The organism is Streptomyces sp. CB02009, assembly GCF_001905825.1.
Lineage (GTDB): Bacteria > Actinomycetota > Actinomycetes > Streptomycetales > Streptomycetaceae > Streptomyces.
Genome location: NZ_LIVV01000007.1, coordinates 57888 through 83324, shown reverse-complemented (window position 1 = coordinate 83324; position 25437 = coordinate 57888). Strand labels below are relative to the sequence as shown.

19 protein-coding genes and 1 tRNA gene are annotated in these 25437 nt (G+C 72.7%); 4 read left to right on the top strand and 16 right to left on the bottom strand.

Features of this window, described 5'->3' with window-relative positions; translation table 11 throughout:
• Positions 1-39 precede the first annotated feature (39 nt).
• Complete coding sequence (locus tag AMK27_RS27130) at positions 40-1545, bottom strand: MFS transporter (RefSeq protein WP_073913388.1); 1506 nt, start codon at positions 1543-1545, stop codon at positions 40-42.
• Between the two features lie 191 nt (positions 1546-1736).
• Here AMK27_RS27130 and AMK27_RS27125 point away from each other — a divergent pair.
• From AMK27_RS27125 to AMK27_RS27110, 4 genes are all read left to right on the top strand, one after another.
• A tRNA-Cys gene (locus AMK27_RS27125) sits at positions 1737-1811 on the top strand.
• A gap of 117 nt (positions 1812-1928) precedes the next feature.
• The gene (locus AMK27_RS27120) at positions 1929-2834 is read left to right on the top strand and encodes a serine/threonine protein kinase (protein ID WP_107425686.1); all 906 of its coding nucleotides are present in this window, start codon (positions 1929-1931) and stop codon (positions 2832-2834) included.
• 54 nt (positions 2835-2888) lie between these two features.
• Positions 2889-5078, top strand: coding sequence for a protein kinase domain-containing protein (locus tag AMK27_RS27115; protein ID WP_073913386.1), 2190 nt, complete (start codon positions 2889-2891; stop codon positions 5076-5078).
• Positions 5079-5142: 64 nt separating this feature from the next.
• Positions 5143-7245 (top strand): protein kinase domain-containing protein, encoded by a 2103-nt coding sequence (locus tag AMK27_RS27110; protein WP_073913384.1) that lies wholly within the window; start codon positions 5143-5145, stop codon positions 7243-7245.
• 6 nt (positions 7246-7251) lie between these two features.
• Here AMK27_RS27110 and AMK27_RS27105 read toward each other — a convergent pair whose 3' ends face one another.
• The 15 genes from AMK27_RS27105 to AMK27_RS27035 form a co-directional block, all read right to left on the bottom strand.
• A complete protein-coding gene (locus tag AMK27_RS27105; protein ID WP_241847615.1) occupies positions 7252-7932 on the bottom strand; it encodes a hypothetical protein in 681 nt (226 codons plus the stop codon).
• A 5-nt stretch (positions 7933-7937) separates the two neighbouring features.
• Positions 7938-10256, bottom strand: a complete 2319-nt coding sequence (locus AMK27_RS27100) for a DUF6571 family protein (RefSeq protein ID WP_073913380.1) — start codon at positions 10254-10256, stop codon at positions 7938-7940.
• Between the two features lie 64 nt (positions 10257-10320).
• A complete protein-coding gene (locus AMK27_RS27095) occupies positions 10321-10743 on the bottom strand; it encodes a hypothetical protein (RefSeq protein WP_073913377.1) in 423 nt (140 codons plus the stop codon).
• 48 nt (positions 10744-10791) lie between these two features.
• Positions 10792-12021: a type VII secretion-associated serine protease mycosin gene (mycP, locus tag AMK27_RS27090; RefSeq protein ID WP_073913374.1), complete on the bottom strand. Its 1230-nt coding sequence runs from the start codon at positions 12019-12021 to the stop codon at positions 10792-10794.
• A 17-nt stretch (positions 12022-12038) separates the two neighbouring features.
• Complete coding sequence (locus tag AMK27_RS27085) at positions 12039-13511, bottom strand: hypothetical protein (protein WP_241847639.1); 1473 nt, start codon at positions 13509-13511, stop codon at positions 12039-12041.
• Positions 13512-13622: 111 nt separating this feature from the next.
• Positions 13623-14099, bottom strand: coding sequence for a hypothetical protein (locus tag AMK27_RS27080; RefSeq protein WP_073913369.1), 477 nt, complete (start codon positions 14097-14099; stop codon positions 13623-13625).
• A gap of 119 nt (positions 14100-14218) precedes the next feature.
• Positions 14219-16543, bottom strand: coding sequence for a xanthine dehydrogenase family protein molybdopterin-binding subunit (locus AMK27_RS27075; protein ID WP_073913367.1), 2325 nt, complete (start codon positions 16541-16543; stop codon positions 14219-14221).
• Positions 16540-18189 (bottom strand): (2Fe-2S)-binding protein, encoded by a 1650-nt coding sequence (locus AMK27_RS44210; protein ID WP_073913364.1) that lies wholly within the window; start codon positions 18187-18189, stop codon positions 16540-16542. Before AMK27_RS44210 ends, AMK27_RS27075 begins: the two co-directional genes overlap by 4 nt.
• Positions 18186-19061 carry an FAD binding domain-containing protein gene (locus AMK27_RS27065; protein WP_073913361.1) on the bottom strand — a complete coding sequence of 292 codons (876 nt, stop codon included), beginning with the start codon at positions 19059-19061 and terminating at the stop codon, positions 18186-18188. Before AMK27_RS27065 ends, AMK27_RS44210 begins: the two co-directional genes overlap by 4 nt.
• Before the next feature lie 225 nt (positions 19062-19286).
• On the bottom strand, positions 19287-20966 hold the full coding sequence (locus AMK27_RS27060) for a beta-N-acetylhexosaminidase (RefSeq protein WP_073913358.1): 1680 nt from the start codon (positions 20964-20966) through the stop codon (positions 19287-19289).
• 4 nt (positions 20967-20970) lie between these two features.
• Positions 20971-21819, bottom strand: a complete 849-nt coding sequence (locus tag AMK27_RS27055; RefSeq protein WP_073913355.1) for a carbohydrate ABC transporter permease — start codon at positions 21817-21819, stop codon at positions 20971-20973.
• Positions 21816-22790, bottom strand: coding sequence for a carbohydrate ABC transporter permease (locus AMK27_RS27050; RefSeq protein ID WP_073913352.1), 975 nt, complete (start codon positions 22788-22790; stop codon positions 21816-21818). Before AMK27_RS27050 ends, AMK27_RS27055 begins: the two co-directional genes overlap by 4 nt.
• Positions 22791-22795: 5 nt before the next feature.
• Positions 22796-24151 (bottom strand): extracellular solute-binding protein, encoded by a 1356-nt coding sequence (locus tag AMK27_RS27045; RefSeq protein WP_073913350.1) that lies wholly within the window; start codon positions 24149-24151, stop codon positions 22796-22798.
• Positions 24152-24399: 248 nt separating this feature from the next.
• Positions 24400-24687, bottom strand: coding sequence for a DUF3039 domain-containing protein (locus tag AMK27_RS27040; protein WP_015033918.1), 288 nt, complete (start codon positions 24685-24687; stop codon positions 24400-24402).
• Between the two features lie 30 nt (positions 24688-24717).
• Entirely contained in the window at positions 24718-25278 is a 561-nt protein-coding gene (locus AMK27_RS27035) for a YqgE/AlgH family protein (protein ID WP_073913348.1), read from the bottom strand.
• Positions 25279-25437 lie beyond the last annotated feature (159 nt).

The window sequence follows — 25437 nt, the reverse complement described above, 5'->3', positions numbered from 1 at the left end:
TGCGGAGAGTAGGAGACGGCGACCGTGACGGCGACGGATTTAGGCCGCACCCGCCCCGTTCGTGTGCAGGCGCGTCGCCACCCACGCCCCCACCGCAGCGACCCCCGCCATCGGCAGGAAGACCGCCGCGAAGGCCCCCGGGTGGGAGCCCGTGGCCGCGGACGAGGTGACCGCGTGGCCGACCGCGCCGCCGCCGAGCGCCGCGAAGGCCGCGCCGCCCGCGGCGAGCAGCAGGACGTTGGAGAGGCCGTCGGAGATCTGGAGGGCGGCCGAGTTCGCACCGACCTCCTCGGGCGCCGAGAGCTTCATGAGCAGCACGCTCGTCGAGGCGATCACGGACCCCATGCCGAGGCAGCCGAGCCCCCAGGCCGCAGCGACCACCCACACCGGCACGGCCGTGATCAGCACGCTGGGCGCCGCCGCGATGGCGATCGCGACCAGGACCATGCCGGCGACGACGAGCCGCTCCCGGTACGGCTCCGTCCACGGCCGGGCCTGGATCCAGGACCCGAGGGCCCAGGTGAGACCGCCCGCGGCGAGCGAGAGCCCGGCCAGGGTGGGGCTCAGGCCCCGCTGGGTGACCAGCATCAGCGGCACGAAGGACTCGGCGGCGATGAAGGCGCCCGCGGCGATGCCGCGGAGCAGGACGACGGACGGCAGACCGCGGGCGGCCCGGTAGGTGCCCCGCGGAAGGAGCCCGCGGACCGCGGGCACGAGGAAGGCGACACCGGCCGCCGCCGGCAGCACGGAGAGCCAGCGCAGCTCCTGTCCGGCGTACTGGAGCAGCGCCGCACCCGCCGAGATGCCGAGCGCGAGCCTGATCCTGCGCCGGTCCCAGGGCGCGACGGGCGCGGTCGGGTCGGCGGGCCCCGAGGCGGTGCGGCGGATCGCGGGGAGCGCGAGGGCCAGCGGGAGGAGGACGAGGACGGGGATGCCGACGAAGACCCAGCGCCAGCCGAGGTGCTCGGTGATCGTTCCGGCGGCGAGCGGTCCGACGACGGAGGGGACGACCCAGCTCGCGGCGAACGCCGCCATGATCGCGGGTCTGAGGTGCTCGGCGTAGGCCCGGCCGACGACCACGTACAGGGCGACGATGACGAGCCCCCCGCCGAGGCCCTGCACGGCCCGCCCGAGGATGAACAGCCACATGGCGCCGGCGGTCCCGGAGAGCAGCAGTCCGGCGGCGAAGGCGCTGATGCCGGCGGTGAGCGGGGCGAGCGGCCCGAGGCGGTCGGACCACTGCCCGGCCAGGACCATGGCGAAGAGGCTGGTCGTGAAGTAGGCCGAGAAGGCGAAGGCGTAGAGGGGGATGCCGTTCAGCTCGCGGGCCGCCACGGGCATGGCCGTGCCGACGGCGGTCGCCTCGAAGGCGATGAGCAGCACGACGGAGACCATGCCGATGCTGAGCGCCCGATGGGCCGCATCGAGGACGGACCCCTTGGTGACGGTGCCGCCGTCGTGCGGGGCGAGGGGTCCGGGTCTCGGGGCGGGGTCGGCGGCTATGTCCGCGTCCGCCTCTGCGTCGCGGGGTTCGAGGGCGCTCATTCCCCCAGAGTAAGAGGTGAAGAGGTAAATGACCCCTGTCAGGAGTCCCGGACCGACTCAGCCCTTGGACGTACGTCGGACGCCCGACTGTGAACGCCGTATGGCAGCACCGTTGCGGTCGCGTGGCACGACCCCGGAACCCCTTGAGCCCCTCCCGGCTCCCGCCTACGGTCGTACTCGTCGCACCACACGACCGTGTGCCCGAGTGGTTGAGGGGCCGGCCTGCAAAGCCGGTTACGTCGGTTCGAATCCGATCACGGTCTCCAATGATCCGCACCGGCCCCCCGGGCCGGTGCGGCCCTCGCCTCGGGCTCCCGTCCCCGCCTCGATAGGCTCGTCCCGCCCCGTCACCACGGGCGCACGGACGACGGGGGGCACGAACGGTGGAACAGTCGCGCGCACGGCACGAACCCGCGCGGCGGGAATCCGCGCGGCGGATCGGCCCGTACCGCCTGATCACCCGCCTCGACCCGCCCCACACCGTCCTGCCCTGCCGCCGGTTCGTGGCCCGCACCAAGGACGGCGAGCACACCGTGCTGCTCAACACCCCGCTGCCCGGCACCGATCCCGGCCGGTTCGCCGTGGAGGCCGACGCCGCCCGCCACCTCCTCGGCCCCTGGGTCGCCCCGGTGACGAGCGTGGCAGGACCCGGCGAGCCCCCCTGGTACGCGAGCCCGTACACACCGGCGCTCCCGCTGCCCGTGGCGCTCGCCGTCCACGGCGGCCCGCTGCCCGAGACCACCGTCCGCGCCGTCGGCGCCGCCCTCGCCGAAGCCCTCGCCGCCGCCCACGGCCAGGGCCTCACCCACGCCGGGGTGTCCCCCGCCGCCGTCCTGCTCACCGCGGACGGGCCCCGGCTGACCTGCTTCGGCGCGGTACGGGCCGCCTCGGCCGACGGTGAGCCGCGCACCGGCCTGCCCGGCCTCGACCCGGGAGCGCTCGCCCCCGAACAGGCTTCGGGAGGCCGCCCGCGCCCGCCCGGCGACGTCTTCGCGCTCGGCGCGGTCCTCGCGTACGCCGCCACCGGTCACACCGTGCCCGAACGGGACGAACTCCCGCCCGCCCTGCGCCCGGCGATCTCGTCCTGCCTGGCCCGCGACCCCGCCGACCGGCCGACGGCGACCGCCCTGATGACCGCGCTCGCCCCGCCGACGACCCACGGGACGGTCCTGAACTCGGCCGGCTCGCTCCTCGCCCCCGGCTGGCTGCCGGGCCGCGTCGTGGCGGCGCTCGCCCGCCAGTCCTCGGAGCTCCTCGCCGCCGAACTCCCGGCACCGGCAAGGGCCTGACGCCCGGGCACGCCCCTCTCCTCCTCCCGCCCTCGGACCTGACGGACCTCATCCATGCTGTCGCCCCTGACCCACGACGACCCGGCCTCGGTCGCCACGTACCGGCTCATCGCCCGCCTCGGTTCCGGCGGCATGGGCACGGTCTACCTGGCGCGCACCCCCGGCGGTCGTACCGTCGCCCTGAAGACCGTGCACGCGCGGCTCGCCACCGACCCGGCGTTCCGGGCCCGTTTCCGGCTGGAGACGGACGCGGCGCGGATCATCGGCGCGCGCCACGGCGCGGCCGTCGTCGACGCGGACCCGCTGGCCGAGACGCCGTGGCTGGCCACCGAGTACGTCCTCGGCCCGCCGCTCGACGACGCGGTGGCGCTCGGCGGTCCGCTCCCCGAGCCGACGGTCCGCGCCCTCGGCGCGGCCCTCGCCGGGGCGCTGGCGCAGCTGCACTCCTCGGACGTGGTGCACCGGGACCTCAAGCCCTCGAACGTCCTCGTCACCGCCTACGGACCGAAGATCATCGACTTCGGCATCGCGCGCGCGGCCGGCGACGACCGTCTGACCCGCACGGGAGCGGCGGCCGGCACGCCCGCGTTCATGTCGCCGGAGCAGGCGAGCGGGCAGGAACACCCGCCCGCAGGCGACGTGTTCGCGCTCGCGGGCGTCCTGGTGTTCGCCGCGACCGGCCACGGCCCCTTCGGTACGGGCTCCGCCGCCGACCTCCTCTACCGCGTCCGCTACGCGGATCCCGACCTCACCGGCGTACCGGAGGCGCTCGTCCCGATCCTCGCGGCCTGCCTCGCGAAGGACCCGTCGGCCCGGCCCACTACGGGCCTGCTGATCGACCGATTCCACGACGGGCACGGCGAGTTCGCCGACCACCTGCCGCCCCTGCTGCTCACCGACATCGCCCGCCGGGCCACGGACGTCTGGCTCCACGCCCCGCACCGCCTGCCGGCCCCCGCGGGCTCGGCGGTGGCCGAGACGGTCCCCGGCACACCGCTCTCCCGCCGCCGGCTGCTCTCGCTGGGCGGCGCGGGCCTGCTCGGGGTGGCCGGGGCGGGGGGCGGGGTGTGGGCGTGGCTGGGCTCACGGGACACCCCGCAGGACCCGAAGGCCGGGCCGACGCCCACGGGGCCCACCGCGATCCCGGCCACCACCGCCTCGGACGGCGCGCCCGCCGCGCTGTGGCGGGGCGACGCCCTGGACCGCGAGGAGAGCGTCATGCCGCTGCTCGCCGGGGGCGTCGTGGGGTTCGCGGAGACGGTGTCGCTCCGGGCCTTCGATCCGCAGAACGGGACGGTGCTGTGGGAGGAGAGGAGGGCCTCCGACCCCAAGCAGGTCACCACGGACGGCACGAACTTCTACATGTCCACCTACCCGCTCGAAGGACCGTCCGCCCTGCGGATCAGCACGCTCGCCGCCCGCACCGGCAAGGAAGCGGCGAGGATGATCACGCTCAAGGGCTTCGAGGGGTCCCAGTTCGGCACGGAACTCCTCACCGCCGCGGGCGGCGTGCTCTACGCCTCCTCCCGGGTGGGCGGACGGGACGACGAGGACGACACGACCGGCTGGCATCTGATCGCCGTCAACCTGCGTACGGGCAAGGAGGCATGGCGGCACCCCCACTCGGACACCAATGCCCGCCCCTGGCTGGCGCAGGTGGCGGGCGGCCGGCTGATCCTGGGCAAGAACAGCAGCGACCGGAAGACCTTCCTCGTCCAGGCTCGTGACACGCAGACCGGACGCCGGCTGTGGGAGCGTCGCCTGCCGCTGAAGGAATCCGAGTCCTTCAAGCCCGGCCACCTCGCGATCGACGAGCGGCACGCGTACTTCGGCGGGGACCGTCTCCGGGCGCTGCGCCTCAGCGACGGCGGGATCGCCTGGGAGTACGGCTCCGGCTCCGCCGCCACCTCGTACGGCGTTCCGGCCGTCGCGAGCGGGGTCGTCTACGCACAGGAGGACAGGGACACCCCGGGGCTTCTGGCCGTCACGGCCGACTACGGTTCCAGGCGCTGGACGGAGTCGCCCTCCGGCCGCTCGCTGACACCCGACTTCTTCTCCCCTCCCGTGGTCGGCGAGAGATATGTGTACGCGCCCGTACGCGGCGGGCTGAGCGCGGTCGACCCGGACACCGGCCGCTCGGTGTGGGTGTTCGAAACGGACGCCACCCGGTTCGTCACCGACAAGGAACGGACGCGCGTCATCGGCGCGGGCGAGACGTCCGTCGTGGCCCTCCCTCTCGTCTGACCCTTCCTCGCACCTCGCCCCGCCCTCGCCCCGTCCTCCCCCCAGCCCCTCACCGGAGAACCCCGTGACCACTCAGCCCCTCGCCACCGGCGACCCGCTCCGGCTCGGCCCGTACCGCCTGCTCGGTGTCCTCGGCGAGGGCGGCATGGGCAAGGTGTACGTCGGCCGGGACGGCGACGGCGCACCCGCGGCCGTCAAGGTGCTGCGGCCCGAACTCGCCCACGACCAGCACCTCGCCCAGCGCTTCGTCCGCGAGGCCGACATGGCGCGGGCCGTCACCAGCACGGGCGTGGCCCGGGTCCTCGGGGCGCAGACCGAGGGCGGACGCCCGTGGATCGCCGCCGAGTTCCTCGCCGGGCCGACGCTCGACGAGGCGGTCCGGGCGTACGGGCCGATGGACGTGCCGGCGGTCCGCGCGCTCGCGGCCCAGCTCGCCCGCACGCTGCACGACATCCACGCGGCCGGCCTGATCCACCGCGACCTCAAGCCCGCGAACATCGTGCTCACCTCCACGGGCCCGCGGATCATCGACTTCGGCATCGCCCGCCCCGAGCACGGCCTCACCCTGACGACGACGGGCCAGATCCCGGTCACCCCGGGGTACGGGGCGCCCGAGCAGGTCCTCGGACAGCGGGTCGGACCGGCCTCGGACGTCTTCTCGCTCGGCGCGGTCCTCGTGTACGCGGCGAGCGGGCGGCGCGCCTTCGACGGCGCCCACGTGCCGGCCGTCCAGTACGAGGTCGTGCACGGCACGGCCGACCTGAGCCAGGTCCCGCCGGAGCTGCGGGAGTTGATCGCGCCGTGCCTGGCGAAGGACCCGGCGCACCGCCCGGGGCCGCCGCAGGTCGCCGAGGCCTTCGCCCCGCCGAAGGGCGCGGACCGCGCCTGGCGCAAGGGGCCGCTCGCCGACGACATCAGGCGCCGCGAGACGGCCACGAAGCGCCTGGCCGCGCCGGCCGACACCGTCGTCGCCTCCGGCTCGCCGTCCCGGCGCCGCTTCCTCACCGGCGCCGCCGTGGGCGTGGCGGTCCTGGGCGCCGGCGGCGGGGCGGGCGCCTGGTGGCTGAACCGCGGCGGGGCGGAGAAGTCGCCCACGGCCGATGTGCCGCCCGCCGCGGCCACCCCCGAGGCCGCGTTCGTCTCGGCCGTCGACATGAAGCCGGGCGAGTCCCCGAAGGCACTGTGGGGGCCGCTCGACGTGACGGCGGCCGAGGGCGAACTGCCGCTGCCGGTACGGGATGTGGTGGTCGTGCAGGCGAAGGCGGGCGGCCTGCTCGCGCTGTCCGTCACGAACGGCAAGGAACGCTGGCGGGCCGAGGACATCGACGCGGAGGCCGGGTTCGTCTCCGTCGCCGACCGGCTCGTCGTCGGTGTCGACGTCAACGGCGTCCTGTGCGCGTTCGTCGCCTCCACCGGCACGCCCGTCTGGCAGACGCAGTCCGATGTCGACGCCGTCATCGCCGCGGACGACACGCACGTCTACCTGGTGACGACCGACAACCGGCTGCGGGCCGTCGACGCCTGGACCCTGGCCACCACCTGGACGCGCCCGATGACGTCGGAGCGCTCCCCGCACGGCCCCGCGAAGGCGGTCGTGGGACGGAAGCGGCTGGTCATCCACGGCAGGGACGGCCACTGCGCCGCCCTGTACACGGAGACGGGCGAGACGGACTGGGAGATCAAGGACCAGGGCACCGAGGGCCAGGCACCGGCCCTCGGCACCAACAACGCCGCCTACTTCGGCGGCCGCAAGCTGACGGCCCGCCGCCTCGACCGCGGCGACTTCCTGTGGGAGGAGGAGGCCGGCAGCACCGCGGGCTTCTGGGGCACGCCGACCGCCACCGGCGAGCTCGTCTTCGCGATGAACCGGTACAACGCCTACCGGTACTCCACCATGAAGGACGTCCGCTTCCCCGTCTCCGACTGGTACGAGGTCATGGACGGCACGGGCCCCGGCACCGTCAACCCGCCGGCCGTCGAGGGCGCGACGGTCTGGCTGCACGCCCCCGACAACAGCAGCATCCAGGTCGTCCACAAGGCCACCCACGCGCGCCTCTTCACCATCACGATGCAGCGCCAGGGCACCTACCAGCTGGCGAGCGACGGCAACCGCGTCTTCATCGCCCGCGGCGGCCGGATCGGAGCGCTTCCGGTGCTCGGGGTGTAGGCGCCCTCAGGACGTCGGATGCGCGGTGGGCGAGGGCGTGCCCGTCGCGAGCCCGTCCTTCTCACAGCCCAGCTCCTTGGAGACCTGCCGGGCCGCCGCGTTGGCGAGGGTGATCAGCCGGGTCCGCTGGTCCGGATCCGCGTCCGGGATGCCGGCCGGGCCCCGCACCACCGTCTCGACGACGATCTCGTGAGCGGGCGACTTCATACGGCAGGAGAAGTAGACCCTGCTGAAGCCGGAGGAGGCGTAGGCCTGCAGCCCCGAGGCGTAGGAGGTCACCTTCTTGGCGTGCTCCGGAAGCAACCCCGGGGCGGACTTGGCCGGGCTCAGCTGGACCTGGAGGTCCTTCTCGCTGCCGCCGTCCTCAACAGGCCAGAACCAGCAGTACCGCCGCGGCTCCGGCCGGTAGGACTCGGCCCACTGTTCCGGGGAGGCCTTGCGCAGCTCTTCGAGGGCCTTGTCCGGTTCCGACTTCGCGAGGCCGTCGTCGAAGCGGCCACTGCCCATGACGGCCTTCAGGGCGGCCGTGGCGGCGGCGTCCTCGGCGAAGGCGCCCCGGCACACCTGGCTCGCCGACAGGCCGCTGGGTTCGTTCGTACCGGCGCCGCCGTCGTTCCCCCCGGAGCAGCTCGTGAGGAGGGCGGCCACGGCCGCAGCCGCCCCAAGTCGCGTCAGCGCGGACCGCATGTGCGTCACTTCTTCTCGTACGGGTCGGGGAGCGAGTTGTCCCGGGCGTGCAGGCGTGCGTCACGGACCTCGTCGACCAGCATCTCGTCGAGGTAGTTGCGGTCACGCTCGCTCCAGCCGGGCGCGTTCGCGTAGGCGATGCCGGGGCGGAGCGAGTTCTCCTTGCCCATGGCCAGTGCCTCGTCCTTCAGGTCGTCCGACTTCTTCTTGAGCAGCTCGTCCTTCTCGTACTTCTCGGCCATGTCGTCGGCCTCCATGCCGATGAAGGTCGTCACGGCCCCGCCCACCGTCTCGGCGGCCAGCGGTACGAGTACGCCACCGGCACCGCCGGTCAGAGCGACGACACCGCCCGCGGCGGCCGCGCCGACCCCGAACTTGACCCATTCGGTCGTCCGGCCGACGGCCTTCTTGTGCTCCTCGGAGTCCTTCTCGTAGTCCTTGTCGATCTGCGCCATGCGGGACTCGTCCATGATTCCCTGCGCCTCGGACCCGATGCGGAGCGTGGTGCGGGCGTCGGTGAGGTCGCGCTCGTCGAAGGTGGACCCGGGCTTGGGGCCGACCTCGTCGAGGACGCTCGTCGTGTAGAGCGTCTCGGCCGCCGAGAGAGTGGCGTGGCCGGTCTCGCTCTGGGACACGATGCCCATGAAGTTGACGGCGTCGCCGCGGTTCCAGAGCAGCCCGGTGTCGAACTCCTCGCCGAAGCGGGACTTGCCCTTGTCGTCGTTGTAACCGAAGGGGGAGTTCTTCTTCTCCTCCATCGTCGTGTCGCTGTCCGTCTCCAGGGAGCGGTTCAGCTCGTCGATGTAGGCGGCACCCATCTTGCCCAGGCTGTCGTCGATGCCCGGCTGCTTGTGCATGTACTTGGGGTCGTCGCCGTACCGCTCGACGACCTTCTGCATGACCTCGGCGTTCTCCTTGGTCCGTACGTCCTTGAGGCCCTCGGTGTCGGCGTCGTACGGGTGGCCGGTGGTCGCGGACTCCAGGGCGTGGCCGAGCGCGTTGTAGCCGGGCTCCTTGGTCCTGTCACCCTTGTCGTTGAGCTCCTCGGGCCACTCGCGGTCCTTGGTGAAGTAGTCGAACGGGTCGATCTTCTTGTCGTCCTTGGAGTTCTCGGGCGTGAGGTCGATGCTGCCGTTGAAGAAGTCCGTCGACGCCTTCGGGTTGTGCCCGAGCCCCTCCATGAAGCCGATCATGGGATCGTTGCCGAGGTCGCCGCCCTGCCAGTTCAGGTGGCTCGGCATGCCGCCCATGGCGTGCCAGGCGCGGTCGGCGGGCAGCCGGCCGTCGTGCGTCATCTTCCGCTCGGTGATGACGAGCCCGTTGCCGTAGTCCTTGAGGAACTTGTCGTCGTAGTCGCCGACCCGCATCAGGTTGCTCATGACCTGGAAGCCGTACGGGCTGGTGCCGCGCGTCTGGATGGGCTCGCCGCCGGCCTTGATGACGTCGGCCTTCCACTGCTCCATCTCGGGGCTGGTGGAGTGGGTGGCGGTGGCGAGCGTCATGCTCCAGTTCGTCTGGAGCTCCTTCAGCTTGTCCCGGTGGTCGACACCGAGGCGCGAGCCGTCGCTCGGGTCGCCCATGTCGGCCCAGTACTCCATGCTGCCCTTCGGCCCGACCTCCAGGGCGAACTTCTCGGCGAAGTACGGGTCCTTCTGGTTAGCCTTGAAGAGGGCGTTGAGCCGGTCGATCTCCGCCGGGGTGGCCTCGTCGCCCTTCTTGTACAGCTCGTAGGCGGCGTGCGCGTCCTCGGCGTCCTGCGCCTTCGAGGCGGCGCCGAGCGAGTCGTAACGCGTCCCGGAGAAGTTGTTCTTGTCCGTCCCGACGAGACCGCGCAGCGCGCGGGACGCGACGTCGTCGGCGTTGTTCGCCCGGTCGATCGCCGCCTTGATCGCCGACCGCGTCGCCTCGAAGTCGGCCTGTTCGGGCTTGGGGCCGTCGTAGTCCTTGGCCCGCCGGTCGGGGTGGATCAGGTAGCTGACGACACCGTCCTGGTCGATGCGGATGCCCTTGCCCGGCGCCTCCGCGACCAGCTTCTCCAGCTCGCTCTTCGCCGCCTGGAACTCGGTGTGGGCGTCACGCAGGATGTTGCGGATGCTGGTCGCCCCGATGAGGGCGTCACCGAACTCCTTGGCGGTCTTCCTGACGAACGCCTGGGTCACCCCGGCGTTCTCGCCCTTCCAATCCGCCTTCTCCGCCTTGCCCTTGAGGCCGGTCTCGGCCTTGTCCTTGCTCTTCTCCAGCTTGGACACCGCCTCCGACCAGACAGAGGAGGCCTCCTGGAGGCTTCCGAGCCGAGCGTGGAGAACCTGGTCGAACTTCAGCATCTAACGTCCCTCGTCAGCCGTTTCGTACCGCGCCGTGCCGTGCCGTGCGTGCCGTTCCGTCGGCCTACTTGAAGTGCTCGTCGATCGTGGCCATGGAGAAGTTCGTGATCAGCACTTCTTCGTGGTTGGCGTGGCTGGTGACCGTGTCCTCAAGGTGGTTGTGGATGTGCGCGCACGCGCTGATGAGGGTCTCGGCCTGGTCCCGCCACATGTCCCACATGGTCCACATGGCCGATCCGGTCTGGAAGCCGTCGCCGTCGAGGCTCTTGGCCGCCGCGTCCGTCTGGGCGCCCGCGTGGAAGGCGTCCCGCTCGAACCAGTGGTAGAGCTCCTGGGCCTCGTTGCCGATGGCCTTGAGGTCGGCGGAGGTCACCTTGTAGTCGGTGGCGCCACCGCCACCGCCACCGCCGCCTTCGGCGGGCACGCTGTTGAGCCTCATCGCCGCGGTCTCGCTGCGGACCTGGCTCCACTCCTCGTCGAAAGACATCTACTTCCCCATGGGTGAGATACGGACGTCCGGCGGCAGGGCGTGTGCTCAGCCCCGCCGCGAACGGAGTACGGGTACGGCGATGGCGGCACCGATCAACACGACTGCGCCGATACCGAGGCCGATCCAGAGACCGGTGTTTCCGCCGTCTTCACCGGCGGCCTGGGTGGCGGCGGGTGCGGGCGCGGGGGCGACGGAGGACTCCGCCGGGGCCGGGGCCGCCGAGGCGGAGGCGGACGGCGTCGCGGTCTCGCCGAGGTCGTCGATGGGCCGGACATCGGCCGGACCGGGGTCGCCGGGCGTCTTGAGCGCCCGGAGCGGCCGGATGGCGCCGTAGCCGATGTAGTCGCTGCGCTTGGCGCCCTCGGTCGGCGGCGAGATGGTGTTGAGCATGACCTTCAGGACCTGGTTGTTGGTCCAGTCGGGGTGCTTCGACCAGATGAGCGCGGCGGCTGCGGAGGCGAGGGCGGTGGCGTCACTGGTGCCGGTGCCCTTGCAGATGCCGTCGCCGCAGGCGGCGACGACGTCCTTGCCGGCGGACACCATGTCGACCTGCGGACCGTACTGGGAGACGGGAACGCGCTTCAGCTTCTCGTCGATGGCGCCGACGCCGACGACACCGGGGGTCGCGCCCGGGTACTCCGGCTTGTTGGACTTGTCGCCGCTGTTGCCGACGGAGGCGAAGACCAGGGAGCCCTTGTCCAGGGCGTACGTCACCGCGTCGGTGAGTTCGCGCGAGCCCGTGGTGGCACCGAGCGAGACGTTGATGACCTTGGCTCCGGAATCGGCGGCGTACCTGATCGCCGGAGGGACGACGCGATTGAACTCCCTGTCGCTCTCGGCGATGCTGGCCGTTCCCTCCTCCAGTCCGGGAACGCGCACGGGCAGGATCTTCGCGCCCGGTGCGAGGCCGAAGGCTCCCTTGCCGCCGTCGCTCGCTCCGGTACCGGCGATCAGACCGGCCATGCCCGTGCCGTGACCGAGGTAGTCGGTGAACTGGTCCCCCGACTGCTCCGTCGCGAAGTCCTTGCCGTCCAGTACCTGACCCCGCAGGTCCGGGTTGTTCCTGTCCACCCCGGAGTCGATGACGGCGACGGTCACGCCCTTGCCCGTGCTGAGCTGCCAGATCTCCTCCGCGCCCATCGCGGTCAGGTGCCACTGCCGGTCGCGGACACCGTCCGCGTGGGCGGGAACGGAAGCGATGCCCACCAGCAGCATCCCCAAGGCGGCCGAGGCGGTGGCTCGGGCACGGCTCCGACGAATACTGCTGGTACGCATCTGCTTCCTCGCGCTGATCAGTCGATGACGGGCGGCGCCACGCGGCGCCCCTGCTGCCAGGTCTCCTCGTCCTCGACCAGGTAGTCGGGACGCTCTCCGTTCGTCTCCTCGCGCTCGCCGGGCCGCTGCGCGGAGCCTCCGCGCACGAGGCCGGAGCCGCCGGGCGTGAAGGGACGCGCGGTGCCGCCGGCGGCACTGGCGCGCTGCGCCTTGCCTCCGACGACTCCGCCGGTCTCGCCGGCGAGACGGCGCCCGCCGGTGATGCCGTGCTGTCCGGCGCCCGCGCCGCCCATCGGGCCGCCCATGCCGCCGCCCATGGGCGCGCGGCCCATGCCCGTGCCGTTGCGGGCGCCGGGCTCGGTGCCGATGACGGTGCTGCGCGGAAGTCCGGTCTGGGGACGTCCGTTCGCGCTGGGCACGGCCTTGCCGCCGCTGATGCCCTCGCGGGGACCGCCCAGCGGGCCGGTGCCGGTCGGAAGGCCGCGCGGGCCGCTGATGGTGTTCAGCGGGTTGCGCGTGCCGCCGGTGACGGGGCCGGTGGGAGGCGTGCCCCCGGGGCCGCCCTTCGCGAGCAGCGGGGGCATGCCGGGCGCCGTCACGAACGGAGGCGCGCTGCCGTCCGGCTTGGTGATCGGCGGCGGGGTGCCCGGGGTCTGCGTGGGTCCGGTCGGCGCGGTCGGCGGCGTCTTGGTGTCGACGCTGTCGATGCCGAGGTCCACGGGGACGTCGGGCCGCACGTCCGGGCGGACGACGTGGGTCGGTCCCGACGGGTCCTTGGTGGAGGTCGGCGGGAGGGTGGCGTGCGTGTCGGGCGTGGCACGGTCGTCCTCGCGCGGCCGCGCGATGTGGGTCCCCGTCCCGGTGTCCGTGTTCGTTCCGGTGGAACGGCTGCCGCTGCTCGGCGAGGATCCGACCGAGGAGGAGCTGTCCCTCACGTCGGAGGCCGCCGGCACGAAGTCGCCCGGCGGCGGCGGGAAGGTCGGCGGCTCCACGCTCGTCATGTGGAAGCCCGACCAGAAGTACGCGGACGAGAGCTTCCGCATCTCGTCTTCCGCCGCACGCTTGGTCTCCGCCTCCTTGGCCAGAATGGCCTGGAGGTCCTCCTTGGCGGCGATCGACCTCTGCGCGTCACGGGCGACGCCCGCCGCGTCGGGGTCGTTGTGGTACTTCTGCGCGGCGGCCAGGTTCGCCTTGGCGGACTCGTGGGAGGTGTAGCGCGGCATGGCGCTCTTGGCACTGGCGATGGCCGATGCCGTCTTGTGCATCTCCAGGGCACCGTTGCCGCTGTACTCGCTGAGCGACTTGGTCGAGCTCACCACGCCTTCGGCCCACACGTTGAAGGCCTTCTCGGCTTCGCCCTCCCATTCCACACGGGTCGAGCGGTTCTTGAGCTGGTCCGCGATCTCCAGCAGCTTCTCGGCCGCCGCCTTCAAGCGGTCGCCCGCGATCCTCACGCCGGATTCGCTGGCTTCGTCCAGCCAATCCAGCATCTGCTGGTGTGTCATGGAGGTGAAATCGGTGCCGCCGCCTCCGCCGCCACCCTCTGCTGGCCTCATCCTTCGCCTCTTCCCCGTGTCCCCGACATTCCGTCCGCGCCCGCCCTAGCGGTAGGCGCCGGCCCCGTCACCCGTCTGGTCGGTCCCGGTCTCCGGGATGCGTCCGGCCTCGCGGTCCGCCTTCGTCTTGGCGTCATCGGTCCGCTGGTGAATGTTGATCATCTTCCGCTTGACGTCGTCGTCCATCTGCTCGAAGCCGTCCTTCGACGCGACGACCGCGATGCCGAGGCCCTCCAGGCAGTCCTGCAGCAGGCCGGAGAGTTCCGTCAGCTGCCCGAGGACGGTCTCGTACGAGGTGTAGATGCCGTTCGCCTCGCCCCAGGCCGCACCACCGCCGCCGAACTTGAGGCGCCCCAACGGGTCGGCCTTCATGTTGCCGGTGCCGGCCTCCGACGAGGTGAGCATCTCGATCAGCCCGTCGATGCTCGTCTTGAACTCCGACATGGATTCGGTGTTGTAGCGCACCGCGTCGGCGCTCATCGCCCGCATCCCGTACCCGCCCCCGTCCACGTAGGCTTCCATGCCCGCGCTCCTCCCCCGTCGAACAACTGTCCGCCGTACTGCCAAGTCAGAAGTCCACTGTAGTCAGGAACGACGACAGTGCGCACCTCCGGGTTGCACAAGCAACGGACATCACAGGGTTACGAATTGGGCACGGCCACCGCTGCCTGGGGGCGGATCGGGAGGCGGTTGACCGGGCGGCCCGTCGCCGCGCGTACCGCTGAGGCCACTGCGGCGGGTGAGGTGACGACCGGGATCGCGCTCGCCGCCTTCGCGCCGAACGGCGCGACGACGTCCCGCTCTTCGACGAGTTTCACGATGCGAATGTCCGGGGCGTCCAGGGATGTCGGGAGTGCGTAGCCGGTGAAGTCGGGGTGCCGGACCAGGCCGCGGGCGGTGCGGAGGTTCTCCGTGAGGGCCGCGCCGACGCCCTGGGTGACGCCCGCCTCGATGCGGGTGGCGAGCTGGGCCGGGTTGAGGACGCGGCCGACGTCCTGGGCGACGGCCATCTCCACGACGCGTACGGCGCCGAGTTCGATGTCCACGTCGACCACCGCGCGGATCGCGCAGAACGCGAGGCCGACGAACGCGTCGCCCTGGCCCGCCTCGTCCAGCGGCTCCGTCGGATGGGGGCGGCACTGGGCGGTGGCCCAGAGCTCCTTGCCGTCCATCGCCTCCGTGACGGTCGTCGACAGCACCCCGTCGTAGGAGGTGATCTTGCCGTCGGTGATCTGCAACAGCTCCGTCGACATGCCGAACTGGTGGGCCAGCGGCTGGAGGAGCTGGGTGCGGACCATCTTCGCGGCCCGCTCCACCGCACCGCCGGAGACCCAGGTGTGGCGGCCGTGGGCCGCGGGTCCCGCCGGCGGCTGGTCGGTGTCGACCGGCGCCACGTGGACCTCGTCGATGCCGAGGGTGTCCTGCACGATCTGCCGGGCGAGCGTCGAGAAGCCCGAACCGGTGTCCACGGCCGCGCAGATGACCGTCGCGACCCCGTCCTGGACCCGCACGGTCGCCGTCGAGACCTCGTCCGTGCCCTCGGCGCCCAGCATGTGGACCATGCCCAGCGCGTAGCCCACGCCCCGTCGTACGGCGCCCGGTTCGCCCGCGCCCTCGGGGCCGCCGGGCAGCAGCCACTCGCCCTCGGGGGTGTCCTTGGGGAGCTGCGGGAGCGGGAAGTCGCGTACGGCGGAGAGGAGTTCGGCCACCGGGGCCGGGCAGGTCACGGTCTGGCCCGTCGGCAGGATGTCGCCGGTGGACATCACGTTCCGCATGCGCAGCTCCGCCGGGTCCACGCCCAGTTTCGCCGCGATCTTGTCCATCTGCGCCTCATAGGCCGCGCACACCTGCATCGCGCCCTCGCCCCGCACATGGCCGGACGGCGGGTTGTTCGTCCGGACCGCCCAGCCCTCGACGAAGGCGTGCGGGACGACGTACGGACCGCAGGCGAACGCCACGGCCGCCGCGAGCGACTCCGACGAGGAGTCGGCGTACGCGCCCGCGTCGAGCAGGATCTGCGCCTCCACCTTCACCAGGCGTCCTTCCGCGTCCGCGTGGTGCCGGTAGCGCAGCAGGGTGGGGTGCCGGTGGGCGTGGCCGAGGAAGGACTCCTCGCGCGTGGCGGTGAGCTTGACCGGGCAGCCGGTCCGCAGCGCCAGCAGGCCCAGCGGGATCTGGAAGCCCGGGTCCTCGCGGTCGCCCGTGGCGCCGGGGACACCGGTCACCACCAGTTTGACCTGCTCGGGCGGAAGGCCGAAGCAGGCGGCGGCCAGGTCCCGGTCGGTGTGCGGGTCGGTCGAGGCGGTGTAGAGCTCCACCCCGCCGTCCGGACGCGGTACGGCCAGACCCGCCTCCGCGCCGATCGGCGCCGGGTCCTGGCGCCCGATCCGGTACAGGCCCTCGACGACGATCTCGCCCGTCGCGTCGGGGTCGCCGAAGCGCAGCGGGATGTGCCGGATCAGGTTCCCGTCGGGGTGCAGCGCCTCGGCCGCGAACGCCTTCTCCGGGTCCGTGACCGGGTCGAGCACCTCGTACTCGACGGCGATCGCGGCGGCCGCGAGCCGGGCCGTGTCGGGGTGGTCGGCGGCGACGGCGGCGATCGCCTCGCCGTGGTGCCGGACCAGGTCGGAGGCGAACACCGGCCGGTCGGCGACCTGTCGGCCGTACGTCGCGGCGCCGGGCACGTCCGCGGCCGTCACCACGGCCCGTACGCCCGCCATGGCGGTGGCGGCGCTCGTGTCGACGGAGACGATGCGCGCGTGGGGGTGCGGGGAGCGCAGGATCGCGGCCCAGAGCAGCCCCTCGGCCCACAGGTCGGAGGCGTACGGGAAGGTGCCCTCGGTCTTCGCCCTCGCCTCGGCCTGCGGAAGCGAGGTGCCGAGGCCGTGCGCGGCCGGCTCCTGGCCCAGGGTCCCGGGGGTGTCCAGGACCGGGATCGTGGGAACGGCCGTGATCGCGTCGCTCACGCCATGCCTCCGTCGTGCGGGTGGGGGATCTGGTGCGGGACCCGGGGCTCTTCGGCGGCCTCGGACGCGCCGGCCGCGGCGCTCGCCTCGCGCTCGGCCACGACGTCCTTCACGGCGTCGAGGACGCCCCGGTAGCCGGAGCAGCGGCACAGGTTGCCCGCGAGCGCCTGGCGCGTCTCCAGTTCGGTGGGGGCGTGGTTGCCCTCGAGCAGGTCGTGCACGGTCATGCACATGCCGGGGATGCAGAAGCCGCACTGGACGGTGCCGCACCTGGCCATCGCCCGCTGCACGTCCGAGGGCTCCCCGTCGACCGCGAGGCCCTCGACCGTCCGCACCTCGCTCCCGGCGGCGGTCGCCGCGGGGACCAGGCAGGAGGCGACGAGCCGGCCGTCGACCTGCACGTTGCACGCGCCGCACTCGCCCTGCGAGCAGCCGTCCTTCGCCCCGGCGAGGCCGAGGCGCTCGCGCAGGACGTAGAGCAGCGACTCGCCGATCCAGGAGCCGGTGACGGGCCGGTCGGCGCCGTTGACCCGGAGGGTGTACGAGGTGTGGGGGTGCTCGTCGCTGTCGGTGGAGGCGGCGAGCCCCGCGTCGGAGGCGGCGGGTGCGGCAAGTGCGGCCGGGATCTCGGTCGTGGGCTCGGGGGCGGTGTCCGCCTCCGAGGCAGCCTGACCGGACGCGTCGGACCCGTCTGCCAGGCCCGAAGGGTCCGACAAGCCCGAAGGGTCCGGAACGCCGGAAGAGTCGGAAAGGTGGGACGGGTCGGACTGGTGGGACGCGTCGGACGTACGGGACGCGTCGGTCGCGTCCGGCTCGCCGTCGCGCTCCCGCGCCTCCGCCCCGGCCTCGGCCGACTCCGCCGCCCGGCTCGCGCCCTGCCCCTCCCCGGCCTCGCCGCCGGCGCCGGTGAAGGCGGTGTCCGCCGCCTCCGCGGCCTCCGCGACCGGTTCGGCCGTCGGCTCCTCCCGTACGGCCCACGGGGCCGGGGCGCCGCCCGGCAGGGTCGCCGGGGCCTCCGCGTACGGCCGGACCGCCGAGGCGGCGAAGTCGCCCGACTCCTCGACGGAGCCCGCCCCTTCGCCCGTCCCGGACACGCCCGGTACATCCGCTACGCCCGGAATCTCCCACTGGCCCGTGGCGCCGGGGCCGGCGGGCGCCTGGGCCTCCGCCGCCTCCGTGAAGCGCCACTCGGACGTCGCGTGCGGGTCCTGCTCGAACCGCTCGGCGTACTCGGCGTGCCCGCCGTGCCCGGCCGCGTGCCCGGCCCGGCCGTCGCCGTAGCCGCCCTGCCCGCCCTGTCCGTCGCCGTATCCGCCCTGCGCCGGGTACCCGCCCTGCTCGCCGTACCCGCCCTGCTCCGCGTACTCCGTCCCGTCGAAGTACTGCGTCTGCTCCGCCTGCGTCGGCAGGTGGACGTTCCACGTGCCCGTCGCCGACGGGTCGGCCGCGGCCGGGTCGAGCGGCTGCAGCGGGGTGATCATCGGCGGCACGTAGCCGTGGCCGGGCGCCTCCAGGGGGACGCCGTCCAGCATGAAGTCGGGCGGCAGCTGGACGAACGCGGTGGCGTCCCCGTCGTACCCCTCGCTCTGCGGGATCGGCTCCCAGCCGCCGGAGTTCTGCTGCTGACGCTGCTGTTCGCTGCTCACGACAGTGCCCTCCCCAGTGCCCGTCGGGCGAGTGCGGCGACGGTGCGCCGCAGGTGCAGTACGGCCGGGGGCAACGCTTCGTCGCCCGGCGGGTCCGGGATGCAGGCGGCGGCGACGTACTCGCCGAAGGCCGCGAGCGCCTCGGGGGCGAGCCCCCGGTCGTTGTCCCAGTCGACCAGCGAGGCGATCCAGCGCTCGGCCTCCAGCGGGCGCAGCGGCATCGGCGCGACCGCGCCGACCGCGCAGCGCACGCCGCGCCGGGCCGGGTCGAGGACGACGGCGACGGAGGCGGTGGCACGGGCCGGGCCGGTCCGGCCGGTGGCCTTGACGAAGACCTGGGGGGCGTGGAGCAGGGGGACGCGGACGAAGGCGACGAGCTCGCCGGGGGCCAGCAGGTCGCGGCCGGCGAGCAGGTGGGAGACGGGGATCTCGCGGCTGCCGAGCGGCCCGAGGACGACCAGGTCGGCCTCCAGGGCGGCGAGGACGGGCAGCGAGTCGCCGGTGGGCGCGGCGGTGACGACGTTGCCGCCGAGGGTGCCCGCGTTGCGGATCTGGGGCGGTCCCGCGGCGCGGGAGGCGGCGGCGAGGGCGGGGATGAGGGCGGCGAAGTCGGGGCGGCCCATGCGCGCGTGGGTGAGGCCCGCGCCGAGCAGCGCGTGGCCGTCCTGGTACTGCCAGCCGCGGATCTCGTTGATGCGGCTCAGGCCGACCAGTCCGGCGGGGCGGAGCTGCCCCTTGTTGACGGCTGCCATCAGGTCGGTGCCACCGGCGACGGGGACGGCGGCCGGCATGGCCGTGAGCGCCGCCACGGCCTCGTCGAGCGAGGCGGGCAGCGTCACGGACTGCGCCGTCTGTGGTGCGTGCGTGGTCAACCCGCTGCCCCTTCCCGGTGTCCCGGTGGTCCCCGAATGTGCCCGGCGGTCGCGCCTGCGTGTGGGCGTACCGTACGTGCTCACAGGCCGGACGTGGCAACTCTGGCACATCTTCCGAGCGGTCCGGCGCGAGGGCCCGCGAAGGACTGTTCCGTCCGGGACGCCCCGACGAATGACGGTAACTTCCGTTTCGCCGCTCTTGGGTGAAGGGGGATGTCGGGTCCCTCACACGATCGGGGGCGTGCCTTCCCTGGGCCTCCCGAGGACTCCGGGGCGCTGCTGCCGGGGATGGGGTCCGGCGGGCGGGCGGTAGTCCACGCCGAGGGCGTCCAGGCGGGCGTAGTGGGTGCGCATCCGGCGGGCGAAGGCCGGGTAGTCGCGCGCCTCCGGCGCGGGCAGCGCCGACCAGGCGACCTCGGCGAAGGCGGCGAGGCGCGGGAAGACCTGGTAGTCGACGCGGGACCGGTTCTCCATCACCTCGGTCCAGACGTTGGCCTGGGTTCCCAGGATGTGGGCGGCGGCCTCCGGCGACAGGCCCGGCGGGACGGGCTCGAAGCGGTAGACGTCCTCCAGGGTGCGGACGTACCCGATGGGCATCGGTTCGTCCTCGCCCGGCGCCTGACGGTGGTCCAGGTACACGTGCTGCTCGGGGCACATGACGACGTCGTGGCCGGCCTCCGCGGCGGCGATCCCTCCCCCGTACCCCCGCCAGGACGACACGGCCGCGCCCTCGGCGAGGCCGCCCTCCAGGATCTCGTCCCAGCCGATGAGCCGCCGGCCGCGGGCGGCGAGCCAGCGGTCGAAGTGGCGGATGAACCAGGACTGGAGCTCGTCCTCGTCGGCGAGCCCGAGTTCCCGGATGCGGGCCTGGGCGGCCGGGGAGGCCTTCCACTGGTCCTTGGGGCACTCGTCGCCGCCGACGTGCACGAAGGGCGACACGGCTGCCGGGAAGAGGTCGAGGACCTCCTCGAAGACGCCCTCGTAGAAGCGCAGGACGGCTTCGGTGGGGGCGAGGACGTTGGGGTTGACGCCCCAGGTGTCCCAGACGGTGAGGGCGGCGGTGTCGACGACGTCGGCGTTGCCGAGCTCGGGGTACGCGGCGATGGCGGCCTGCGAGTGGCCGGGGAGGTCGATCTCGGGGACGACGGTGATGTGCAGCTCGGCGGCGTGGGCGACGATCTCGCGGATGTCGTCCTGGGTGTAGAAGCCGCCGTGCGGGGTGTCGGTCCAGAGGGGCGAGTCGCGGTGGCCCCACTTGGTGCGGGCCCGCCAGGAGCCGGCCTCGGTGAGCCGGGGGTGGCGCTTGATCTCGATGCGCCAGCCCTGGTCGTCGGTGAGGTGGAAGTGGAAGACGTTGAGCTTGTGGGCGGCGATCAGGTCGAGGTAGCGCAGGACGTCGTCCTTGGGCATGAAGTGCCGGGAGACGTCGAGCATGAGGCCGCGCCAGCCGAAGCGGGGCCGGTCCTCGACGGTGACGTACGGGAGGTCCCGCGGGCCGCCGCCCACCGGCGCCCTGCGGTACGCCCCGGGGCCGAGGAGCTGGCGGAGGGTCTGGGCGCCCCAGAACACCCCGGCGGGGCCGCCGCCCTCGATGACGACGGCGGCGTCGGGGTCCTCGGTGGTGAGGCGGTAGCCCTCGGGGCCGTGCTCCCGCTCCACGTCCTCGCTCACGCGCAGCCGGATCGCGTGCGGGCCGGTGCCGTCGGCGAACGGCAGGCCGGTGGCGGCGCCGAGGACGGTGCGGAGCCAGCGGGCGGTGGACGCGGTGCCGGGTCCCGCGTCGAGGGTGGTGCGCTCGTCGAGCGAGAAGGAGCCCGGGGAGTCGCCGCGCGTCTCCTGGCGGAGCGGTGCCGGGATCAGGTCCGTGCCGGGGTACGGGTCGGTGGTCGTCGCGTCGGTGGTCATCGCGTCAGTCCTTCACCGCCCCGCCCAGTCCCGAGACCAGGCGGCGCTGTACGAGTACGAAGAAGACGAGCACCGGGACGGTCATCACGGTCGAGCCGGCCATGATGCCTCCCCAGTCGTTCTCGTCGGGCTTGAAGAAGACGAGCAGCGCCATGGGCAGGGTCGACTGCGAGGTGTCGCTGATGATGAACGACTTCGCGAAGAGGAAGTCGTTCCAGGTGGAGATGAACGAGAAGACGCTGGTGGCGACGAGGCCGGGGAAGACCAGCGGGAAGAGGATCTGCCACAGGAACCGGGTGCGGCTCGCCCCGTCGATCTGGGCCTGCTCCTCCAGGGCCTCGGGGACGGCCTTGACGAAGCCGCGCAGCATCCAGATCGCGAACGGCAGCGAGAACGCGATGTGCGGGAGGATCAGCGAGCCGAGGGTGTTGAGCTGGCCGGCGTCCCGCATGAGGAAGAACAGCGGGATGGTGAGGGCCTCGACCGGCACCATCTGGGCGACCAGGAACATGATCAGGAGGGTCGTCCGGAACTTGAAGCGGAACCGGGTGACGGCCGTCGCGGCGAGGAAGGCGATCAGCGCGGAGGCGAGGACGACCGTGCCCGCCACGATCAGCGAGTTGAGGAAGTAGCGCCCGAACTCCTGCTGTTCGAAGACGCGCCGGAAGGAGTCGAGCGACGGGGAGAGCGTCCACGGGCGGGGCTCGGTGGACTGGATCTCACCGGCCGGCTTGAAGGCCGAGAGCACCATCCAGTACAGCGGGAAGGCGACGGCGGCCGCGACGAGCAGGGTGACGGCCTCGGCGGCGAGGCGGCCGGGGCGGCGGATGCGGAGGGCGTTCGGAACGCTCACAGTTCTTCTCCCTGGCGTCGCAGCAGGCGCAGGTAGACCAGGGTCACGGCCAGCAGGATCAGCAGCATGACGACGCCGATCGCCGAGCCCAGGCTGTACTGGGACGAGGCGAAGGCCTTCTGGTAGGCGTACACGTTGAGGACGAGGTTCTGGCCGGCGATGCCGCCGCCGTTCGTCATCACGTAGATCTGGGTGAAGACCTTGAAGTCCCAGATGATCGACTGGATCGTGACGACGACCAGGATCGGCCGGAGCACCGGCGCCATGACCGAGCGCCAGATCCGCCACTGCGAGGCGCCGTCGAGGGCGGCGGCCTCCAGGACCTCGGACGGGATGGCCTTGATGCCGGCGTAGACGGTGACCATCACGAACGGGAAGGAGCACCAGACGACTTCGAGGAGGACGAGGGCGAAGGCGCTGTACCGCCCGTACGTCCAGGAGAAGTCGCCGAGCCCGAGCAGCTTGTTGACGGGGCCGAAGTCGGGGTCGAAGAGGAAGACCCAGACCGTGGAGCCGGTGATCGCGGGCGTGGCCCAGGCGCCGAGCGCGGCCATCATCAGGACGAACCGCGGCAGGGCGCGCACGCGCGTGAGGAGTACGGCGAGGGCGCAGCCGACGGCGAGCGTGGTGACGACGCAGGCGGCGGCGAAGAGGACGGTGGCGAGGAGGACCTGCCAGAACTGGGGGTCGGCGAAGAGGGTCGTGTAGTTGCCGAAGCCCTTGAAGGAGGTGGGTTCGCCGCCGCTTACCTGGGCCTGGGTGTACTCCAGGAAGGAGATCAGGCCGAGCTGGTAGACGGGGTAGACGAGGAGTCCGCCGAGGACGGCGAGGGCGGGCAGCAGGTACAGCCAGGGGGTCCAGGGGCGGTGGCCCCGGGGGCCGCCGCGCCGGGCCCGCCGGGCGGCGGCCGGGGGCGTGGTCGCACCCGGCCGCTTCCCGGTGGCGGTGGGCGGGGTGAGCTGGGTCGTCATGCGGTTCAGCCCGCCGGCGCGAAGGCCGCGTCCATCTTCTTCGCGGCGTCGTCGGCCGCCGCCTTGACGTCCTTACGGCCGCTGACGACCTCCTGGAACATCGTGGGCAGGACGAGGGAGGCGTCGATCTGGCCCCAGCCGGCGGATGCCGGGACGAACTTGGTGCCGGCGCCGAGGGTGTCGATGAAGGGCTTCACGAAGGGCTGCCGCTGGGCGGCGGCGGTCCGGACGTCGGTGAACGTGGGGAGGAAGCCCATCGCGTCGAAGAGCCTGCCCTGGGTCTCCTTGCCGGTGAGGGACTTGAGGAGGTCGACGGCGAGGCTGCGGTGGGAGCTGCTCTTGAGGACGCCGATGTTGTTGCCGCCGGCGAAGGCCGGGGCGATGGAGCCGGGGGTGGTGCCGGGCAGCGGGACGACGGCGTACTTGCCCTTGACGGTGCCGGCCTCGACGGCGGCGTGGCTGAAGTCGCCGCCGATGGCCATGGCGGCCTTGCCGGAGGCGAAGGCGGTGACGGTGGCGTTGCCGCCCATCTGGGCGCACTTGGCGGCGGGGCAGTTGTCGTCGCCGAAGAGCGAGGTGTAGGTGCTGATGCCCTTGAGCGCGGCCTCGCTGTTGACGGCGGCCTTGTACGCGTCGCCGTTCGCGGTGGCGAGTTCGCCGCCGGCGGCCCAGACGAAGGGCATGGCGCCGTAGGTGTACGCGCCGCCGACGGCGATGCCGTACAGCTCGGGCCTGGCCTTGCGGATCTTCTTGGCCGTGGAGACGAGTTCGGCCTGGGACTTGGGGGCGGTGAGGCCGAGGTCGCGGAACACGTCGGTGCGGTAGTAGAGGGCGCGGACGCCGACGAACAGCGGGGCTCCGTAGACCTTTCCGCCGACGGTGACGGACTGCTTGGCGGTGGGGTCGGTGTCCTTGGCCTCGTCCCAGGCGCCGAACTCGGCGCTGATGTCGGCGAGTCCGCCGTCCTTGACGTATCCGGCGGTGTCGGTGTTGCCGTACTCGATGAGGTCGGGTGCCGACTTGGGGTCGTTGAAGGCGGCCTTGACGCGCTGGGCGCGGGTCTCGACGGGGATGTACTCGACCTCGACCTTCGCGCCCTCGTGCTGCTTCTCGAAGGCGGCGACGGCCTGGGCGACGACCTGCTCCTTGGGCTTGTTGCTCACCTCCTGGAAGAGCCAGACCCGCAGGGTGCCGGTCTTCTCGTCCGTCGTGGCCTTGCCGTCGGACGTCTGGGGCGCGCACGCCGTGGCGGTCAGGCCGGCCAGCAGGAGCGCGGCGGCCGGGGCGGTGAGGCGGGCGGTGACGCGGGTTCCCCCTGCTCGGCCGGAGCCGAGGGCGCGGGGGAGGGCAGGAAACTTCATGACGGATCCCCTCCGGATGCGTGCGTTGCAACATGCGCAATGCGCGTTTCGTTCTGCACAACACGCGTGAGGTTAGGCGCGCCTCCGGGGACCCGACAAGAGGTCTCGACCACCTCAACCACTCCGTGACCGGCGGAAGCACCCTGCGCAACGGCTCCGGGCACCGGAAAACGAAACGGCCCCCGTCACCCGTACCGAAGTACGCGTGACGGGGGCCGCCCCCGACGTTCCGGGACGTCAGGACAGCTCTACTTGTCCTTGCCGCCCTTGTCCTTGTCGCCACCGCCGGCGCCCATGGAGTCGTAGATCTCCTTGCACATCGGACAGACCGGGTACTTCTTGGGGTCACGCCCCGGCACCCAGACCTTTCCGCACAGCGCCACGACGGGGGTGCCGTCGAGGGCGCTCGCCATGATCTTGTCCTTCTGGACGTAATGGGCGTAGCGCTCGTGGTCGCCGTCACCGTGGGACACCTGCGGCGTCGGCTCGACGAGGGTTCCCGTACCTGCCCCGCGCTCGGGCTCGAGAGTGCTCATAAGGGCCAAGGGTACTGAAAGCCGGGGCCCTCAGTTGAGGGAGGGATCGTCCGGGTACGTCGCGATCATCGCGAGGTCGCCGCGCTGTCTGCGGAGCACCTGCCGCCAGAGCGTCTCGGGCTGCGGCGAGGAGACGTCACCGGGCTCCGACTCGACCACGTACCAGGCCCCGTCGCCGAGCTCGGTCTCCAGCTGACCGGGGCCCCAGCCCGCGTACCCGGCGAAGATCCGCAGCGAGCCGAGGGCCGGTCCGAGCAGCTCGGGCGGGGTCTCCAGGTCGACCAGTCCGATCGCCCCGTACACCCGCCGCCAGCCGAGCGGCCCCTCGTCGCCGGGGATCACGGCGACGCCGAGCGCGGCGTCGAGGGAGACGGGGCCGCCCTGGAAGACCACCCCGGGTTCGCCGGCGAGTCCGGCCCAGGGGGCGAGGATGTCGCCGACGGTCACCGGAGTGGGCCGGTTGAGGACCACACCGAGCGAGCCCTCGTCGTCGTGGTCGAGCAGCAGCACCACCGCGCGGTCGAAATTCGGGTCCGCGAGGGCGGGGGTGGCGACGAGCAGCCGTCCTGTGAGCGAGGACACCTCGGTCATGCGAGACATGATCCCGCATCTTCCGGCTTCGCGGGCGGTCTCGGGGGTACCGAGGGACCCGATGTCCGGAACTCGCCGACCGCCGCAGTTCAGAGGGGACGGGGCGGGCCCGTGACGGCGCCCGGGCGGCGGAAGCGGACGGTGACGCTCCGCAAGATC

What these genes read in the sequence shown, in the direction of transcription:
- AMK27_RS27050 (WP_073913352.1), bottom strand. Translation starts at nt 22,790, where the DNA reads ATGACGACCCAGCTCACCCCGCCCACCGCCACCGGGAAGCGGCCGGGT.
- AMK27_RS27100 (WP_073913380.1), bottom strand. Translation starts at nt 10,256, where the DNA reads ATGCTGAAGTTCGACCAGGTTCTCCACGCTCGGCTCGGAAGCCTCCAG.
- AMK27_RS27040 (WP_015033918.1), bottom strand. Translation starts at nt 24,687, where the DNA reads ATGAGCACTCTCGAGCCCGAGCGCGGGGCAGGTACGGGAACCCTCGTC.
- AMK27_RS27035 (WP_073913348.1), bottom strand. Translation starts at nt 25,278, where the DNA reads ATGACCGAGGTGTCCTCGCTCACAGGACGGCTGCTCGTCGCCACCCCC.
- AMK27_RS27095 (WP_073913377.1), bottom strand. Translation starts at nt 10,743, where the DNA reads ATGTCTTTCGACGAGGAGTGGAGCCAGGTCCGCAGCGAGACCGCGGCG.
- AMK27_RS27060 (WP_073913358.1), bottom strand. Translation starts at nt 20,966, where the DNA reads ATGACCACCGACGCGACGACCACCGACCCGTACCCCGGCACGGACCTG.
- AMK27_RS27115 (WP_073913386.1), top strand. Translation starts at nt 2,889, where the DNA reads ATGCTGTCGCCCCTGACCCACGACGACCCGGCCTCGGTCGCCACGTAC.
- AMK27_RS27085 (WP_241847639.1), bottom strand. Translation starts at nt 13,511, where the DNA reads ATGCTGGATTGGCTGGACGAAGCCAGCGAATCCGGCGTGAGGATCGCG.
- AMK27_RS27045 (WP_073913350.1), bottom strand. Translation starts at nt 24,151, where the DNA reads ATGAAGTTTCCTGCCCTCCCCCGCGCCCTCGGCTCCGGCCGAGCAGGG.
- mycP (WP_073913374.1), bottom strand. Translation starts at nt 12,021, where the DNA reads ATGCGTACCAGCAGTATTCGTCGGAGCCGTGCCCGAGCCACCGCCTCG.
- AMK27_RS27080 (WP_073913369.1), bottom strand. Translation starts at nt 14,099, where the DNA reads ATGGAAGCCTACGTGGACGGGGGCGGGTACGGGATGCGGGCGATGAGC.
- AMK27_RS27130 (WP_073913388.1), bottom strand. Translation starts at nt 1,545, where the DNA reads ATGAGCGCCCTCGAACCCCGCGACGCAGAGGCGGACGCGGACATAGCC.
- AMK27_RS27105 (WP_241847615.1), bottom strand. Translation starts at nt 7,932, where the DNA reads ATGCGGTCCGCGCTGACGCGACTTGGGGCGGCTGCGGCCGTGGCCGCC.